At 68.0% G+C, this 16,090-nt stretch carries 15 protein-coding genes; 8 read left to right on the forward strand and 7 right to left on the reverse strand.

Features of this window, described 5'->3' with window-relative positions:
• The first annotated feature begins 330 nt into the window (after positions 1–330).
• Positions 331–1,614, forward strand: coding sequence for a cellulose-binding domain-containing protein (locus CHC09_RS15995; RefSeq protein WP_239138235.1), 1,284 nt, complete (start codon positions 331–333; stop codon positions 1,612–1,614).
• 268 nt (positions 1,615–1,882) lie between these two features.
• On the opposite strand, the gene CHC09_RS16000 is transcribed toward CHC09_RS15995, so the two are convergent.
• The 5 genes from CHC09_RS16000 to CHC09_RS16020 all read right to left on the reverse strand — a co-directional run bounded on the left by CHC09_RS16000 (position 1,883) and on the right by CHC09_RS16020 (position 5,443).
• Positions 1,883–2,422, reverse strand: a complete 540-nt coding sequence (locus CHC09_RS16000) for a hypothetical protein (RefSeq protein WP_143232363.1) — start codon at positions 2,420–2,422, stop codon at positions 1,883–1,885.
• 144 nt (positions 2,423–2,566) lie between these two features.
• Positions 2,567–3,622 carry a hypothetical protein gene (locus tag CHC09_RS16005; protein ID WP_089293894.1) on the reverse strand — a complete coding sequence of 352 codons (1,056 nt, stop codon included), beginning with the start codon at positions 3,620–3,622 and terminating at the stop codon, positions 2,567–2,569.
• 24 nt (positions 3,623–3,646) lie between these two features.
• Positions 3,647–4,264, reverse strand: coding sequence for a hypothetical protein (locus CHC09_RS16010; protein ID WP_089293895.1), 618 nt, complete (start codon positions 4,262–4,264; stop codon positions 3,647–3,649).
• Positions 4,265–4,386: 122 nt separating this feature from the next.
• Entirely contained in the window at positions 4,387–4,785 is a 399-nt protein-coding gene (locus CHC09_RS16015) for a hypothetical protein (protein ID WP_089293896.1), read from the reverse strand.
• Between the two features lie 55 nt (positions 4,786–4,840).
• Positions 4,841–5,443, reverse strand: coding sequence for a DUF998 domain-containing protein (locus tag CHC09_RS16020; protein WP_089293897.1), 603 nt, complete (start codon positions 5,441–5,443; stop codon positions 4,841–4,843).
• Positions 5,444–5,573: 130 nt separating this feature from the next.
• Between CHC09_RS16020 and CHC09_RS16025 the strand changes: the two genes are divergently transcribed.
• The 3 genes from CHC09_RS16025 (at position 5,574) to CHC09_RS16035 (ending at position 9,718) form a co-directional block, all read left to right on the forward strand.
• Positions 5,574–5,897 carry a YciI family protein gene (locus CHC09_RS16025; RefSeq protein ID WP_089293898.1) on the forward strand — a complete coding sequence of 108 codons (324 nt, stop codon included), beginning with the start codon at positions 5,574–5,576 and terminating at the stop codon, positions 5,895–5,897.
• On the forward strand, positions 5,894–7,777 hold the full coding sequence (locus CHC09_RS48695) for a DUF6596 domain-containing protein (protein ID WP_089293899.1): 1,884 nt from the start codon (positions 5,894–5,896) through the stop codon (positions 7,775–7,777). Before CHC09_RS16025 ends, CHC09_RS48695 begins: the two co-directional genes overlap by 4 nt.
• Positions 7,778–8,047: 270 nt before the next feature.
• Positions 8,048–9,718, forward strand: coding sequence for a GGDEF domain-containing protein (locus tag CHC09_RS16035; protein WP_143232364.1), 1,671 nt, complete (start codon positions 8,048–8,050; stop codon positions 9,716–9,718).
• A gap of 545 nt (positions 9,719–10,263) precedes the next feature.
• Here the strand turns inward: CHC09_RS16035 and CHC09_RS45190 are convergent.
• On the reverse strand, positions 10,264–11,040 hold the full coding sequence (locus tag CHC09_RS45190) for a hypothetical protein (RefSeq protein WP_143232365.1): 777 nt from the start codon (positions 11,038–11,040) through the stop codon (positions 10,264–10,266).
• A 127-nt stretch (positions 11,041–11,167) separates the two neighbouring features.
• Here CHC09_RS45190 and CHC09_RS16040 point away from each other — a divergent pair, with 127 nt between their 5' ends.
• Complete coding sequence (locus CHC09_RS16040) at positions 11,168–11,647, forward strand: hypothetical protein (RefSeq protein WP_089293901.1); 480 nt, start codon at positions 11,168–11,170, stop codon at positions 11,645–11,647.
• 46 nt (positions 11,648–11,693) lie between these two features.
• Here the strand turns inward: CHC09_RS16040 and CHC09_RS16045 are convergent, their stop codons facing one another.
• On the reverse strand, positions 11,694–12,641 hold the full coding sequence (locus CHC09_RS16045; RefSeq protein ID WP_089293902.1) for a DUF1152 domain-containing protein: 948 nt from the start codon (positions 12,639–12,641) through the stop codon (positions 11,694–11,696).
• Positions 12,642–13,034: 393 nt separating this feature from the next.
• On the opposite strand from CHC09_RS16045, the gene CHC09_RS16050 reads away from it, so the two are divergent.
• From CHC09_RS16050 to CHC09_RS16060, 3 genes are read left to right on the forward strand one after another with little or no spacing between them, the layout of a single operon-like run.
• Entirely contained in the window at positions 13,035–14,348 is a 1,314-nt protein-coding gene (locus CHC09_RS16050; protein ID WP_089293903.1) for an ABC transporter substrate-binding protein, read from the forward strand.
• Entirely contained in the window at positions 14,348–15,271 is a 924-nt protein-coding gene (locus CHC09_RS16055; RefSeq protein ID WP_089293904.1) for a carbohydrate ABC transporter permease, read from the forward strand. Before CHC09_RS16050 ends, CHC09_RS16055 begins: the two co-directional genes overlap by 1 nt.
• Complete coding sequence (locus CHC09_RS16060) at positions 15,268–16,089, forward strand: carbohydrate ABC transporter permease (RefSeq protein ID WP_089293905.1); 822 nt, start codon at positions 15,268–15,270, stop codon at positions 16,087–16,089. The genes CHC09_RS16055 and CHC09_RS16060 overlap by 4 nt, the downstream gene beginning before the upstream one ends.
• Position 16,090: the final 1 nt, after the last annotated feature.

The raw sequence follows: 16,090 nt of genomic DNA on the forward strand, positions 1-16,090 counted from the left end.
GATTTCTGACCGTGGCACCGAAAACGTTTCGGTATCGCTTCTGTGCGCCGTACAAGGCAAAGCTCGATCGGTTATCAAATCCCTGGCACAGCTACAACATTGACAAAGATGGATGAGATGGTACGGTCCTGAAAAGGTTTTCGAGGCAGTGCCCGTTCCAACTCCATCCCCAGTGCCAACCGCCCCGGGTCGGCGGCTGCAGGGTTCCGGACTCACGGTCGCCCGAAATCCCCGGGCGACCGGAATCGCTTGGCCTCGCACGGTGGTAACCCCCATCCCCGTGATGTCCGCTCGGTGCCGGTGGCGCGCATCCCCCGAAGGGACAGCCCCGTGTCCGCAGAGATCAACCCGCCTCCCGAGTCGCCGACCCCAGCGGCTCGCCCCGCGAGACGTACCCGGCTCCCGCGTCTGATCGCCGGGCCTGCCGTGCTGCTCGCCGCGGCCGGCTTCGTCATGCTCGCGGGGAACCCCGCCGACGCGGCCGCCGGCTGCCGCGTCGACTACACCGTCAACCAGTGGAGCACCGGCTTCACCGGCAACGTCACCATCACCAACCTGGGCAGCGCCATCAACGGCTGGACCCTGCAGTTCGACTACGCCGGCAACCAGCAGATCACCCAGAGCTGGAACAGCACCTACACCCAGTCCGGGCAGCACGTCACGCTCCGCGACGCCGGATACAACGCCGCGGTCGCGACAAACGCCAGCGTCACGGCGGGCTTCAACGCCACCTACTCCGGCGGCAACGCCGCTCCCACCGCCTTCACCCTCAACGGTGTGGCCTGCACCGGCGCCACGACGCCGACCACATCGCCGACCACGACGCCCACGACCGCACCCACGACCACGCCCCCGACGGGCGATCCGTGGAACCCGCCGGCGCAGTACGTCACCCCGCTCGCGAACACCTGGAAACATCAGGAGGACACGTACGGCGACCTCTACGGCTTCCGGAACTACCTGTTCGACCAGGTGATGGCGGCCAACGGCAGCATCAACTACTGCGTCCGCTGGGAGTCGACCGCGACGGTCACGGCGACCCTGCGCGACCAGATCCAGACCGCTCTGCAGCGCCAGTTCCAGAAGTGGGTCGACCAGCTCAACGAGAACGGCACCGGCTGGAACAACTGGCCGTACAAGCAGATTCCGGTCAAGGTGGTCGGCTGGGCCGTCCGTGATCGCAGTCAGCTGCAGTGGTCGGACAGCTCGGTGGACATCTACGTCAACGACCTCAACGAGGGCGCGCCGCAGTGCAGTCCGCCGTGCGGACGCTTCTTCCACCAGGACGGCAACTACTCCGGCTGCCCGGGCGGCGCCGCACACCACTACGACATGTCACTGTGGCTCACCGACGGGATGACCGGCGGCGCCGGCGGCGACTGGGGCCAGCGCATCGGCAAGGAGTACTACGTCGGCGCGCTGAGTTCGGAGAACATCCACATCTTGCTGCACGAGATCGGTCACAGCTGGGGTCTCAACGACTTCTACGACTTCGACCCGCTGCCGAGCGAGGGGTTCGTCATGAAGGCCGGCAGCGCCACCCAGATCACCGTGTTCGACAAGTGGATGCTGCGGGACTTCTGGCGCCACCTCAAGAACCGGTACGGCTTGTAAGTCTCGTTCGGATCCGAACGATCAGTCGCTTGTGTGCCGCCACCCGCATCTCGTCCCGCCGACGACGTCGTGACACCGCGTCTCGGCCAGCCGGACGGTGGCGGGTGGCGAGCCGCCGAGGCGGTCACCATCACCGGCTGTCCGGGCTGGTACGTCGGGGCGCAGTGGCATCCGGAGGACAGGATCCTGCCCAGGCTCGGCTGTTCCGCGCGTTCGTCGACGCCGTGGCTTCAGCCGGTGGGGAGCCCGAAGCCGGGTACGACAGAAATCAGGCGAGCAGTGCCGTCACCCGTGCGTCGACCCGGGTGTTCGCCGCATCGAGCGCCGGACTGCCGTCGAACGCCACGTCACGCACATCCCGGGGGAAGATTCGACGGATGTCCGCCGGATAGGTGCTCTCGCCGTCCCGAGGCACCTCGACGTGATTGGTCCGCCCGAGTCGTACCGCGATCGGGACCACTGCCCCGGACAGATCCCGCGCGGTCAGTCCGGCCCGCTGCCCGGCCGGGGGCAGCCACTTGCAGGAGACCCACGCGTAGACGCTGCGCACCTGACCGACATCGCGTGCATCGACCGGGTCGAGGCCGAAGAGGGCTGCCTCGCAGACCGGCTGCCGGCCCGGTTCCATGGTGATCTCGTTGGCCCAAGCCAGGTCAGCTTCCAGGAGTCGGACAACCCTGGCGGTCAGATCGTCGTGCAGGGCCGCCGGGACCGGCGCGTGCCGCCGGGTCGCGGACCAGGCGGCGACCCCGCCGCCCGACACAACGAGCGCAACGACTGCCGTGACGACCCACAATCGCGTGCGCATTCTCGTCCCCAATCCCGCCCCGTGGATGATCACGATAGGGCTCGACGTCGAGCACTCCAAGCAGGGCGGAGGTCGTCACGCTACGTGACGACCTCCGGGGGCGCAAGCCAAGCTCGTTCCTGCCCGGGCCAGCACCGGTCGCGGTCAGAAGATGTAGTAGCTGTAGCTGTACGGGTGGCCCCGCTCATAGATGGCACGCAGCCAGGGCTGCCTGACCTCGGGCAGACGGGCCAGAACGCTGAGGAAGATCTGGCCGTCCGGCTTGAGCTGGTAACCCGGGAGCAGTGCCGGCGGAGCCTCCGGCAGGATCGGGACCGACCGCCCGACCGGCTTCGGATCACGGTGGAACGCGAGATGCCGCCAGACGTCCCAGGCCAGCGGGACCGGCTTCACCGCCCGGCCCACCGGCCAGTGTTCGCCGGTCTGCGGATGTTCCGGGACGACGGCCAGGTCGCCGCTGACTGCCGGAAGGCCGGGCCCGGCCAGGACCAGGCTGCGCTGCGGCCCCGTACCGACCGGGTCGAGGAGACGGTCGAGAACTCGCCGGAAGACTCCGGCGAGCCGGGGATCCGGGGTCAGAATCCGGTCCCCATTCGAGGCGGCCAGCAGGTGCGCCAGCGTCGAGCCGAGGGCGGCCTCCCACATAGGGTGCCAGCCACCGTCCGGCTCGGAGGGCGGGACGCCGGGCCGCTGGTCGACCAGCTCCGCCCAGTCGAGCACCGGGTACGGGCCGGGACCGTCCTCGATCACGCGGGTCGTCAGCGGGTCCAGCCACACCGCCTGCCGCAGGCCGCAGTCGTCGATCCGGGTGGCAACCGGCGTGCCGCAGGTGACGCAGACCATGTTCGGCTCGCCGCCGACGAGGCCGCAGCATCCGAAGTCGCCGACCAGCGCCGGGTCGATGACGGCGTTGCGGACGTCTCCCGGGGCGAGTAGCACCCGGCCGGCCGGCCCGTCGGAAATGTTGAACCTCGGCGCATACCAGCCAAGTGCCTCGGCCTCACCGGCTTCGAGCTCGGCCCACGGGCGCCACGGCGAACCGTAGGGCAGCGGATCCACCGCGAAGGTGCCAGGCTCCAGCGCCGGCTCGAGTGAACCCGGCCCGTTGCCGTACTTCTGGTGCGCGTGGACGGGAAGCGCCACCTTGGACACCGGCACCGTCAGAGCGGCTCCGCAGGTCCGGCAGCCGAGAACCGTCATGTGACCCCCGTGCTTCGACTGCGGTCAATCTAGATCATCGCCGCATCCCGCCGCCGTGGTTTTTCTCGCTTGCCCGTGCCGATGGGTGCAGGCTTGACACAGCTCGGCGTTTCGCAGCGGCGCCAGCGCCCACAGGTCCTGCGAGGGCAGCACCTGTTCGGCGTCTCTTGAGCATTCCGGTGCGGTGCCGCCCTCTCGGACCGCGTGGGCCACCATGCGATGACCGTCGGGGACGGTGAACCTGAGGTTGCTGTAGTCATCGGCCGCCGGGCCTCCGTCCACCGTGTCGACGCGGATCGGGTTGAAGATCGCGTACCAGGTCAGGAGGTCGGATTGGTCGATCGTCCGGGCGGCGAGCCCGGGATCGACCTGCGAAGTGTTCAGCCACAGCAGCGGGTCGCGCGCGTGTTCCGCGTCGACTCCCGGCCGGTGGAGGTCGACTACCCGCCACGAGACATCGGGCGCCGCGTCGCGAACGGCGTCCGCTTCCGCCGCGTGCCGGCGACGCAGGACCGGCACCTTGCCGGACTCCCGCAGCACGTGATCGACCAGTACGTACCGCGGGTCAAGGTCCTGCAGTGCCTCCGCTACGGCGTCCACCCCGTACCCGTAGAGGATGACGCCCTGCCGCTGTTCACTCACTGAGCCATTCTCGACCCCGCCACCCCGCCGGTGCCATGATCAAGCACCAGATCCGGGGCTACCGCGACGGTACGCATGCGGTGCGAGCGTACTGTCGCGGAGCAGGGAGAAGATCCCAGAGTTCAGGCCCCGGGCGGCCGTACATTGAAGGCCAGACGTTCCCCGGGCGCGAGCTCGTCTCGCCAATAGCGATAGACGGTGCCGACGACGACCTCGACTGATTCTGCCGCGACAAGACAGGGGAGAAGTCCGTACCCCTCTTCCGACTCCACATCGAAGGCCACGACCAGCGGTGGCTCCTCGCCGGCGAATCGGCGCGCCAGATCGCGCTCGGCCCTGGTCGGTTCCCGGAATGCGGGGTCCGAGAACTGTGTCGGGCACGCCAGATAGGCGACGTCGGTGAAGATGACCTCAAGGCCGTGGTAGTAGGTCAAATCGTAGTTGGCGGCCAACCGGAGTCGCGAGTTGTTGAACTCGTGAAGGTCCCAGTCCCACCACGACCCTTGGGGAAGCTCGAGCACGCGCTGATCATCGCACTTGCCGTCTGCCGCCGGTCGCGTGCGGACCCCGTACGGCTCAGCTCGAGCGCAGGGCGGTCATCGAGAGGAAGAGCATCGCGGTGATCGCGCCGACCGCGAGGGTCAGCGTGCCGGCCGCGCCGCCCGACATCGCCCACAGGTCGCCGACCAGCAGAGCGGTTCCCGAAATCGCCGCGGCCGTCGCCCAGCCCCGCGTCGTGGCACGCTTCGCCAGCACGTAGCAGGCGGCGATCAGCGCGGTGAACGTGACCGTGCCGCCGGCCATGTGCCCGATCGCGTGCCAGCTCATCGTCGTCGGCACCTCGGGGTGACCGGCCGGGAAGCCGCCGCCCGGGTCCATCACCAACAGCCCGGCGGCGATCATGCCGAAGCCGGCGATCCGGGTCAGACGCGGCGCCCACCTCCCGTCCAGGCCACCGGCGCCCACCACCATGAGCAGGCCGGCCACCACGAAGTTGGCGATCTGCACCCATCCGAGCGAACCGGTGCTGAGCAGGCTGAGCGGGTGCCGCATCAGATCGAACCCGTCGCGGGTGGCGACCTGGGCGAGCGACACCACCGCCCACAGCGGTCCGGCGACAGCGAGGGCTGCCCGGCGCGACGAGACGGCGACGGTGCGGGTGGCGAGTGCGGTGGTCATCTTCGAGCTCCTTCGTCAGTTGTCGCCCAGACGTCGAATCGGCTCATGTGACAGGTAATGCTCGGATTACCTGTCACATATGCTCGTTCGACGCCGGTGCGGAAGCAGACCTGACGAAACGGAGAACACCATGCGTTACCTGATGATGCAGAAGGCCGGCGGAGCCGAACCGGACGCCAAGCTCTACGCCGACATGGCCGCGTTCGTCGAGGAGCTGACCGCCTCCGGGGTCCTGCTCGCCACCGGTGGCCTGGACCCGGCCGGCTTCAAGATGACCTCGGTAGGGGATGAGATCACGGTGACCGACGGGCCGTTCACCGAGGCCAAGGAGGCTATCGGCGGGTTCGCCCTGATCGAGGTCCGCTCGAAGGAGGAGGCGATCGAGCTCGGCCGCCGGTTCCGCAGGATCGTCGGCGACGGGGAGAGCGTGATCCACCAGGTCTACGGTCCGTGACCGACCTCTCGGCCACGGTCGGCGCCGTCTGGAGGCAGGAGTCCGCGCGGATCGTCGCGGGGCTCCTGCGTCTGGTGCGCGACGTCGGCCTGGCCGAGGAGCTGGCGCAGGACGCCCTGGTCGCAGCCCTGGAACAGTGGCCGGTGACCGGGATCCCCGACAACCCCGGCGCGTGGCTGACGACCACGGCCAAGCGCCGTGCCGTGGACCACATCAGGCGGTCGCGGAATCGGGAGCGGCTCGCCCCCGACCTGGCCCGGCCGCCGGAACCGACCGAGGACGACGTTCTCCGGTTGATGTTCACGTCCTGTCACCCCGTACTTCCGACCGAAGCCCGGGTGGCTCTCACCCTGCGCGTCGTCGCAGGTCTGAGCCCCGCGGAGATCGCCCGGGCCTTCCTGGTCAGCGAGCAGGTGATCGCCCAGCGGATCGCCTCGGCCAAACGCACGCTCGCCGAGGCGGGGGTGGCCTACGAGCCGTCCGCGCAGCTGTCGTCCGTCCTCGAGGTCGTCTATCTGATCTTCAACGAGGGCTACGCGGCCACCTCGGGCACCGACCTGATCCGCGCCGATCTCTGCCTCGAGGCGCTGCGGCTCGGCCGGATGCTCGCCGGGCTCGCACCCGACCAGGCCGAGGTCCACGGTCTCGTGGCGCTCATGGAGATCCAGCAGTCCCGCTCGGCGGCGCGTACCGGGCCCGCCGGGGAGCCGATCCCGCTGCACGAGCAGAACCGGGGCCGCTGGGATCAGCTGCTCATCCGCCGCGGCTTCGCCGCGATGCTGCGCGCCCGCGAGGCGGGCGGCCCGCCCGGGCCCTACGTGCTGCAGGCGGCCATCGCGGTCTGCCACGTGGAGGAGAAGACTGATTGGGTACGGATCAGCGCGCTCTACCAGGCCCTGGAGCGACTGCTCCCGACCCCGGTCGTCCGGTTGAACCGAGCGGTGGCGGTGGCTTTCGCGTATGGTCCGCAGGCCGGCCTCGACCTACTCGACGAACTGCACGCCGACCCGCAGATGGCGAACTACCACCTGCTGCCAGGCGTCCGTGGTGACCTGCTGATCCGGCTCGGCCGCCTCACGGAGGCCCGCGGCGAACTGGAGCGGGCGGCATCCCTGGCCCGCAACACCGCCGAGCGCGACTTCCTGCTGCGCCGAGCGGCGGCTCTGGACGTGCCCGAGAAGCAGGGCCGCTTGCTCGGCCCGTCGGTGGCCGAGTTTCTCGCCCCGCTCAGTCCCGCTACCGCCCGCGCCTACGGTCAGACCCTGCACCGCGTCGCCCGGCTCGCCGGCGATCGCACCCCACTGGCCGACCTGACCCCCACCCGGCTGGCCGAGATCTCCGCCCTGAGCTGGCCGGACGTATCGCCGCGCACCTGGAACCGCCACCTGGCCGCGATCCGTTCCTTCAGCACCTGGTCCGGTGAACCCTCACTCGCCGCCGCCCTCCGGCCCCGCCCACTACCCACCGCCCCCGCTGACCCGAGCGAGCCGGGCCCCGAGCCGGTCGCCGGCACAGCGGGCACACCGGCGCTTCGTGAGCGCGCGCTCTGGTCGCTGCTGCGGGAGTCGGCCGCGAAGGTCGGGGCGGTGCTCGCGCTCAACGTCGAGGATCTGAATCTGGACGACCGCAGCGCCCGAGACGGAACAATCGTCTGGCGTTCCGGAACGGCCGGGCTGCTCCCGGACCTGATCGCCGGCCGGACCCGTGGCCCGCTCTTCCTCTCCGACCGCCGCCCCGGCCCCGGCCGTCCGCCCGCGCCGGCCGATCTCTGCCCGGACACCGGACGGCGGCGCCTCTCCTACGAACGTGCCGCCTACCTCTGCAAGCGCACGACCGGCTACACCCTCGACCGCCTGCGAAGTCGAACGCCGCCAGGATGAAAGATCGGAGACTGGTGGGGTCTTTCCAGCCTCCGGCACGATGCAACCGCAGGGCAACTGCCGGGAACCTGTTCCAAAACGCTCAACTGGTCGGATGCCGCGGTGACATCTTCGGGCAGCGGGCCTCAGACCGCTACGGCGCCGGCAGCGCCGCGCACGCGCGGGTCGCTGGCCTGGGCCGTCTGGTGCGTCGTGGCGTCGGTGCCGGCTCTTTGTCACTTTCTCATCCCGGCGTCGCACGCCATCGCGCAGTCGGTGTGCTACTGCCTGGTGAGCCTGGGCACGGCGATCGCGATGGCGGTGGGCCTGAGGCTGCACCGGCCGGCGGGCCGGGCCATCTGGCGGCTGCTGGCGTGCGGCCAGATGATGTACGTCGGCGGCGACGTCGCCTACTTCACGGCCACCGCCGGGGGCGACACCAGCTATCCCGTACTGGCCAATCTCCTGTACGTCTCGCAGTACGTCTTCGTCGCCGCCGCGCTGGTGCTGCTGGGCCGGCGGCGCTCGCCGCAGCGCAACGTCGCCGCCCTGGTGGACACCGCGATCCTCACGGTGGCCGCCGGGGTGCTCTGGTGGGTGTTCCTCATCCATCCGGCCGTCACCGGGCCGGGTTTCTCCGCGCTGGACCGCGTCGGGGCCACCATTTATCCGATCATGGACCTGTGCCTGCTCACCGTGGCGATCCGGCTGCTGCTCGGCGGCGGCGCCCGGCAGCGGTCGTACCAGCTGTTGCTGACGTTCCTCGGCCTGACGCTGTTCGCCGACACCGCGTACGCCCTGATGAGCCTGCACGGGGTGTACGAGGTCGGCGGCTGGTCGGACGCGGTGTACCTGACCAGCTACGTCGCGCTCGGCGTAGCCGCGTTGCACCCGTCGATGCGGCGGATGGCCGAGCCGGTGGAGCGCCGGTCGGGCGCGACGCTGTACCGCGTGGTGCTGCTGGCGATGGCCACCTCGACGGCTCCGGCCGTACTGATCGTGCAGAACCTGCGTCACGACGAAAGCTCGGACCTGGTCGTGGTGACGGCCTCGGCGGTGCTGTTCCTGTTGGTGCTCACGCGCATGGCCGGTCTCATCTCGGCGCAGCGCCGGATCGCCATGACCGACGGCCTCACCGGCGTCTACAACCGCCGGTTCCTCTCCGAGGCGCTGCGCGCCCGGAGCGAGCGGGCGGTCCGGCACGGCGGCACGCTCGCGATGCTGCTGGCGGACGTGGACCACTTCAAGAACATCAACGATACGTACGGTCATCCGGCCGGCGACCAGGTCCTGAGGGAGGTGGCTCGCCGGCTGCGGGACACCTGCCGGGGCACCGACGTGGTCGCCCGGTTCGGCGGCGAGGAGTTCGCGGTGCTCGTGACCGGCGAGGTCCCCGACGGCCTGCCCGCGCTGGCGGAGCGCCTGCGGGAGCGGATCGCCGGGGCGCCGGTGCTGGTCGACGACGGTACGGCGATCGCGGTGACCGTTTCCGTCGGTGCCGCGGTCCTGCCCGGCTCGGCCTCCACGGAAGAGCTGCTCATCGCGACCGACGCGGCGCTGTACGCGGCCAAGCGGGGCGGCCGCAACCGGGTCGTCACGAGCGATCCGGAGCGGGCCACGCCGACCGGCAGCGACCCGGCCGACATCGGCCCCGCCGACATCGACCGGCAGATCCAGCGTTGGACCACGGTGGTGAGCGAGAGCCTGCGCCGCCACGCGGACGACCCGGGCGTGCCCGCCAGCATGGTGGCCGGCGTCTGCGCCGCCTGGGCGCTCATGCGCACCGCGGGCCCCGGGCGACCGGCCCTCTCCGCGGAGCAGGCCCGAGCCGAACTGCTGCGCTGCCGTGGCGTGCACTTCCATCCGCGCGCGCTCGACGAGTTCCTCGCGCTGGAGAGAGCCGGGGTGATCGACACACCGGAAACCGCGGCGGCTCCGCAGCTCGCGGCGACGCTCGGGTAGCCCGAAGGATCGGACGGCGCGCACATCAGGTGTGGGGTGTCGCCTTCGCCTTGCGGCGCTGATCAAGCTCTTGAAGGAGCCGATCGAATCTGTCACGGCGCAGGACCGGGCCGACATTCTTGGTGACCACGATCGATCCTGAACCTGCATCCGCGCGCCGCCGCACCGGGGTTTCGACCCGTTCGCCGTCACCCAGATGGCCGCGCGGGAGGTCGGCAGGTCAAGCGGGCGAGCCGGTGCGGCCTCGACGGCATCGGTCTGCGACCACGTGTACGTTCGCGTTCTCAGCAGCCACCGGACCCGGATCCCGGAATCGCTTGTGTACATGCCGGTACGCATCGTCCGCCAGGCAAAGGTCAACCCCGCACCGAGCAGCGCGTACAGACCGAGCAGCCCGGGCAACGCCTGGGGTGGGCGCCGCGAGCCGAGGAGGACGGCCATTCAGTCCCAGAAGCACGTCGCGCCGGCGAAGTATGGCGCATCGACCCGGGTCGGCCTCAGGCGACAGCAAGTTCCTGCCTGGAACGAGCGTCCGTTCCGGCGATTCACGATTGTTCGAGGTCTACGCCCGGAGATGGCCAGCCGGAAGCTGACCCGTGGGCATCGATAGGATGGCCTGATATCTGCCGAAACTCCTTTGATCTTACGAACTCGGCAATTGGTTTGGCTCGTCGCCAGTGCTCGTTGAACCGAGCCTGAAGGAATGCGGTATGCTTTCCGCCCGGCGGCCGGACGCCGCCAACCTGGTCTGGTGTCGCACCAGCAAAGGAAAGGTACGCCGAAGTGCCGTCCAGGATGATCACATTCATGGGTTCAACGCCACCGGAACCTGGATTGAGCACTCTGACATTTAGTCGAGGTACGGTCTCGGCCAACCTGGCTTGCTCGAGGCACCAATCGGTCAACTGAGGATTGTCCACCTTGATTATGCGCCGAACAGTGCCCTTCGTACGCGCGAAGTCAACTACCTTCTTGAAGTAGCGCCTCGCCTCCTCGCCGACCGCTGGACTGGGTGGGGTATCCCGGAAATAGGTGGCGCAGATCTCATGTCTGGTCTCCACTATCGCACTTATCACCGAGGAGTAGAGCTGATTTCCGGTCGGATAGTAATCTTCCTGGAACTCCTTATTCCGAAGGTCGATTCGCAGATCCCGAAGCTGACGGAGTATCAGGAAGACCGCCGCGAACAAGGCGGCTGTCAGGCCCTTGTCGAGCCAGGGGAAGACATCCTTGAACAGTGCGAGAAAAAAGCAGAATCCCACAAAGGCCCAGGTAACCCAATCCTCCACGGTGTCAGACTTGATCCGATCCGGAAGTAGCATCCGGCTCCTCCCCGTCAAGAACGCAGCCCTCAGTACTTGAGGGTTTAGAGTAATTTATGATCAATGCGTCGACAATCGACCGAGGGGATTCGGTTTATGGCCGGCGCCCATCCCGTCGAGGTAGCAGATGATCACCGGATACGACAGTGTCGTCATCGCCAGAACACCGGTCGGCGCCGGTGTCCGGGCCATGTTGGACGGCGTGCACACCAGCTGGCCGGACATGCTGGTTGCGATCGGAGAAGCCGAAGCGTTCCTGCCATGGCTTCAAGCGCGTCGTGCGATCCCGGCTGAGGCAGGAGAGCTGTACGTCGCTCGTGATGCGGCGATGGAGCAGGAGTGGGACGAGGTGGGCTACGCGCTCATGGCGGGTGGCGAGGGCCCGTTCGCCGTTCTGTACCAGCCGTCACCGCAGCCCACGATCGCGATCCAGGTCAACGAGAACCCGTATGAGCATCGGGGCTTCGGCTTCGACCCGCACGCGGCAACCTTGATCACTACCGGTCTGTCCCTCGTCACGATCGTGACACCTGACGAGGAGAGCCCGTTCAGCAAGAACCTCCGCGCCCTGCTCAACCGGTCGATCATCGAACAGCTCCGGCACTGAGCTTCCGGAAGGGCAGGACGATCGACAACCGGGCTGGGGGAGGGCGTCAGTGGGGGAAGGGGACTCTCGGCCGGGGCTCGATCTCGTCCCTGAATCGTTCGATGATGTGGCTGACCTGGAGCATGTCGTCGGTGGTCCGGATGCGGTCCAGGTACAACGAGTGTGCCGCCAATCCGGCCAGGTCGAACGTGAAGTACATCGCCATCAGCGGATTGACGAACAACGGTGTCCCCGCCGTTCGCCCGTCCAGCGGCACGTCTCCGGCGGTTCCGGCCAGTGCCGCGGCGATCTGGCCGTTGACGATGCTTGCTCGGCCGGGTGTGTTGATCCGGGCATGCTCGACCGCGTCGCGATAGAGCGCGGCCTCCCGCCCGTGCGACGGTACGGTGAAAGCTCCCAGGTAATGGCCGGCGCGGTCGAGCGCGGCGATGTTCTCCAAGACCTGGACGTGATTGATCCCGTGGTAGGCGTCCACTCCGAACCCGATGGACGCCACCAGCTTGGTCGGCACCGATGTGCCGACTGCCGCGGCAAGGCTTGTCGCGTCCTCGACCGGTGTCCCCAGCGCGGCCTCGTCACCGCGCATGAGGATGTCGGTGCCACCGTCGACGAGCACGATCGCGTCGAGATCAAGCCGTTTCGCGAGTCGCCGATAGGCGCTGCGAAGTGGCCGCACCCCGGTCCGAGGAAACGCGTAGACGGTGGAGGGCAGTGCGTGCAACGCCAGCCAGCGAGCGAGAGTCCGCTCCGGGAAGTAGCTCTCGTGAGCGGCCGTCTCCCCGGTTATCGCCGCCACGCCGGGCTCCAACCACACGCCCTTGTCCAGGGCGTGCAGGTTCACCAGTGACAGATTCCCGAAATGCACCGTCTTGCCCGCGCCGAGGAGAGCCAGTCCGAGTGGCAGACCGGCGTAGACGTCGAAACCGCCTCCGGCTCCGGCTATCAGAACGCGCTGCGCATTGCCCAGCGCTTCGAAGAACGGCAATCGCCACATCCGGCCATGATCTCCACAGACGGCCTCGGGCCGCACTTGAATATCCATGGCCGGCGAGCAGGCGCGGTTCCGGCCGGGACGCCGCGCCCGGCTCCGGGGGGATCCGTGCCATCGCGCTGCGGTTGTCCAGCCTCCAGTCGATCAGCCACGGCCCGAGGAAGTGCAGGTGGAAGCCGGAGCCGCCGTCGATCGGGATGACGTTACCCAGGGGGCTGGTGGAGAAGGCCGGCCCGCAGAAGGGACGCCGCCGGAGGCGGGTGCCGACCACCGTACAACATCTAATAAATTAATAATCTAATCTTGACACGCCCGTGAGGGCCGTCCGATGCTGGGCGCTCCACCGGGCGGTAGCGACACACCGCCCTCGCTGACTCCAGCAGGACGGACATCCGCATGATCAATAGAAGGCAGTTGCTCGGCTTCGGCGCGGCGGCCACCCTGGCCCTCGCGGCCGGCTGCACCGGCGGGGCCGGCAGCGACGACACCGCCACCGGCGACTTCTCCGGCGAGGTCAAGGGCAGTATCACCGTGCTGACCAACCGGACCGACCTGGTCGGCACGACGCTGCCGGAGTACGCCAAGAAGTTCGAGGCCAAGTATCCCGGTACGAAGGTCACCTTCCAGGGCGTGACCAACTACGACAACGACGTCACCACCCAGCTCAGCAGCGGCGACTACGGCGACGTGCTGATGATCCCGAACACTGTCGCCCTCGATCAGTACAGCCAGTTCTTCGAGCCGCTCGGGACCGCGGCCGATCTCGCGGCGAAGTACCGGTTCACCAGCCCGGCGACCCTGAACGGCCAGGTGTACGGCCTGTCGCTGGGCGGCATCGCCAAGGGCTTCGTCATCAACAAGCGGATCTGGGCGCAGGCCGGGATCACCGCGCCGCCGAAGACGCCGGAGGAGTTCGTCGCCGGGCTCAAGGCCGTCGCCGCGAAGACCGGGGCCGTGCCGTACTACACCAACTACAAGGACGCCTGGCCGCTGGGCGAGTGGAACAACCAGCGCGCCGTCTTCGCCGACCCGCAGATCAACGACAAGTTCCCGGCCGACCCGAACCCGTGGCAGCCCGGCAAGATCCAGCACATCACCGACGGCCTGCTCTTCGACATCGTGAACCAGAAGCTCAGCGAGAAGGACCCGCTGACCACCAACTGGGAGAGCTCCAAGCCGATGCTCGCCACCGGCAAGATCGCGACCATGCTGCTCGGCTCCTGGGCGGTCCCGCAGATGCAGGACGCCGCCAAGGCCGCCGGCTCGAACCCCGACGACATCGGCTTCTGGCCGTTCCCGTATCGGACCGGCGGGAAGTTCCACGCCACCATCGACGGCGACAAGCTCGGCGCGGTCAGCAGGAACTCCGGGAACAAGGCCACCGCGAAGGCCTGGCTGGACTTCTTCGTCAACGAGTCCGGCTTCGCCACCGATCAGCAGGCCATCCCGCCGGCCATCGACCAGCCGCTGCCGGCGAGCCTGCAGGCGTTCACCGCGACCGGCGTCGAACTGCTGGAGGTCCCAGCGGCGACCACCAACTCCGGCAGGGAGGACGAGATCATCAAGGAGTCGGAGATCGACCTCAAGGGCGAGATCTACCGGCAGAAGCTGGTCGACGTCGCCCGCGGCGCCGCCAAGGGCGACAAGGACTCCTTCTTCGCCGACCTGAACAAGCGGTGGAGCGCCGCCCGATCCCAGGTCCTGAAGTAATGTCCGCCCAGCTCACCGCCGTCCGGCCCGCCGTCCAGGCGGGCCGGGCCCGGCCCGGGACCAAGATCTTCCGGACCCCTGGGCTGTACGTCCTACCGGCGCTGATCCTGCTGATCACGTTCACCTACGTACCGGTCGGCAACATGCTCTGGTACAGCTTCCACAAGTGGGACGGCCTCGATCCCACGATGGACCCGGCCGGCTTCGACAACTACGCCCGCGTGTTCACCGACGACCAGTACCGGCGGGTCTTCCTGATCGGCCTCTACTACTTCGCCGCGTCGTTCGCGCAGATCGCGATCGCCCTCTACTTCGCGGTCGTGCTGTCGTTCAACGTCCGGTTCCGCAACCTGTTCAAGGGCATCCTGTTCTTCCCCTACCTGCTCAACGGTGTCGCGGTCGGCTTCGTCTTCCTCTACCTGTTCCAGCCCGAAGGCACCCTCGACACGCTGATGGGAATGCTCGGCCTCGGCGAGCACACCCGGCTGTGGCTCGGTGACCCGGACCTCGCCAACATCTCCCTGGCCGGTACGTCGGTGTGGCGGTTCACCGGGCTCAACTTCGTGCTGTTCCTCGGCGCGATCCAGTCGATCCCCGGCGAGATCTACGAGGCCGCGGAGATCGACGGCGCGAACCGGTGGCACCAGTTCCGGCACATCATCGCGCCCGGCATCCGGCGGATCATCAGCCTCTCCTTCATCCTGGCGATCTCCGGCAGCCTGAGTGTCTTCGAGATCCCGTTCATCATGACCGGCGGCGCGAACGGCACCCGCACGTTCGTCGTCCAGGCATATCAGACGGCCTTCCAGTTCCGGCAGATCGGCCTGGCCTCGGCCATGGCGGTCGTGCTGCTGCTGATCGTGCTGCTGCTGACCTGGATCCAGCGCCGGGTGCTACCCGACGAAGAGGTGACCCTGTCGTGAGCAGAGTGGCGCGCGCCGCCAAGTACGCCTCCCTGATCCTGGCGTCGCTGGCGGTCCTCATCCCGCTCGTGGTCGTGCTGTTCGCGGCGTTCAAGACGCACGCCGAGTACAACACCACCGGCCCGCTGACCCCGCCGAGGAACTGGCTCAACTTCCATAATTTCGCGACCGCGTGGACCGCCGGCGACATGCTGCGCGGATTCTGGAACACGACGTTCATCCTGGTGGTCTCACTGACCGGCACCGTCGCGGTCGGGACGCTCGCCGCGTACGCCATAAGCCGTTTCGTCTTTCCCTTCAAACGTCTCGTCCTCGGCCTTTTCCTGGTCGCGGCGCTGGTGCCCGGAGTCACCACCCAGGTCGCCACCTATCAGATCGTCAAGTCGATGGGCCTCGTCAACACCCCGTGGTCGGCCATCGTGCTGTTCATGGGCACCGACATCGTGTCCATCTACATCTTCATCCAGTTCATGCAGTCCATCCCGCAGAGCATCGACCAGGCCGCGATGATCGACGGCGCCAACCGGTTCACCGTCTACCGCAAGGTGATCCTGCCGCTGATGAAACCGGCGATCGCCACCGTGGTGATCATCAAGGGCATCGCGATCTACAACGAGTTCTACATTCCCTTCCTCTACCTGCGCTCGCCGAACCTGAGCGTCATCTCGACCGCGCTGTTCCGCTTCAAAGGCCCCTACGGAGCGCAATGGGAGACGATCGCCGCCTGCACGATGATCGTCATCATCCCGACCGTGGTGATCTTCCTGCTGCTGCAGCGCTTCATCTACAACGGCATCACCGCCGGAGCCACCAAGTGAC

Origin of the sequence: Actinoplanes regularis, assembly GCF_900188005.1 — a bacterium.
Taxonomy (GTDB): Bacteria; Actinomycetota; Actinomycetes; order Mycobacteriales; family Micromonosporaceae; genus Actinoplanes; species Actinoplanes regularis.

Coding starts and splice junctions, on each gene's coding strand:
- CHC09_RS16050 (WP_089293903.1), top strand. CDS start 13,035: ATGATCAATAGAAGGCAGTTGCTCGGCTTCGGCGCGGCGGCCACCCTG.
- CHC09_RS16045 (WP_089293902.1), bottom strand. CDS start 12,641: ATGTGGCGATTGCCGTTCTTCGAAGCGCTGGGCAATGCGCAGCGCGTT.
- CHC09_RS45190 (WP_143232365.1), bottom strand. CDS start 11,040: ATGCTACTTCCGGATCGGATCAAGTCTGACACCGTGGAGGATTGGGTT.
- CHC09_RS16000 (WP_143232363.1), bottom strand. CDS start 2,422: ATGCGCACGCGATTGTGGGTCGTCACGGCAGTCGTTGCGCTCGTTGTG.
- CHC09_RS16040 (WP_089293901.1), top strand. CDS start 11,168: ATGATCACCGGATACGACAGTGTCGTCATCGCCAGAACACCGGTCGGC.
- CHC09_RS16020 (WP_089293897.1), bottom strand. CDS start 5,443: ATGACCACCGCACTCGCCACCCGCACCGTCGCCGTCTCGTCGCGCCGG.
- CHC09_RS16055 (WP_089293904.1), top strand. CDS start 14,348: ATGTCCGCCCAGCTCACCGCCGTCCGGCCCGCCGTCCAGGCGGGCCGG.
- CHC09_RS16005 (WP_089293894.1), bottom strand. CDS start 3,622: ATGACGGTTCTCGGCTGCCGGACCTGCGGAGCCGCTCTGACGGTGCCG.
- CHC09_RS16025 (WP_089293898.1), top strand. CDS start 5,574: ATGCGTTACCTGATGATGCAGAAGGCCGGCGGAGCCGAACCGGACGCC.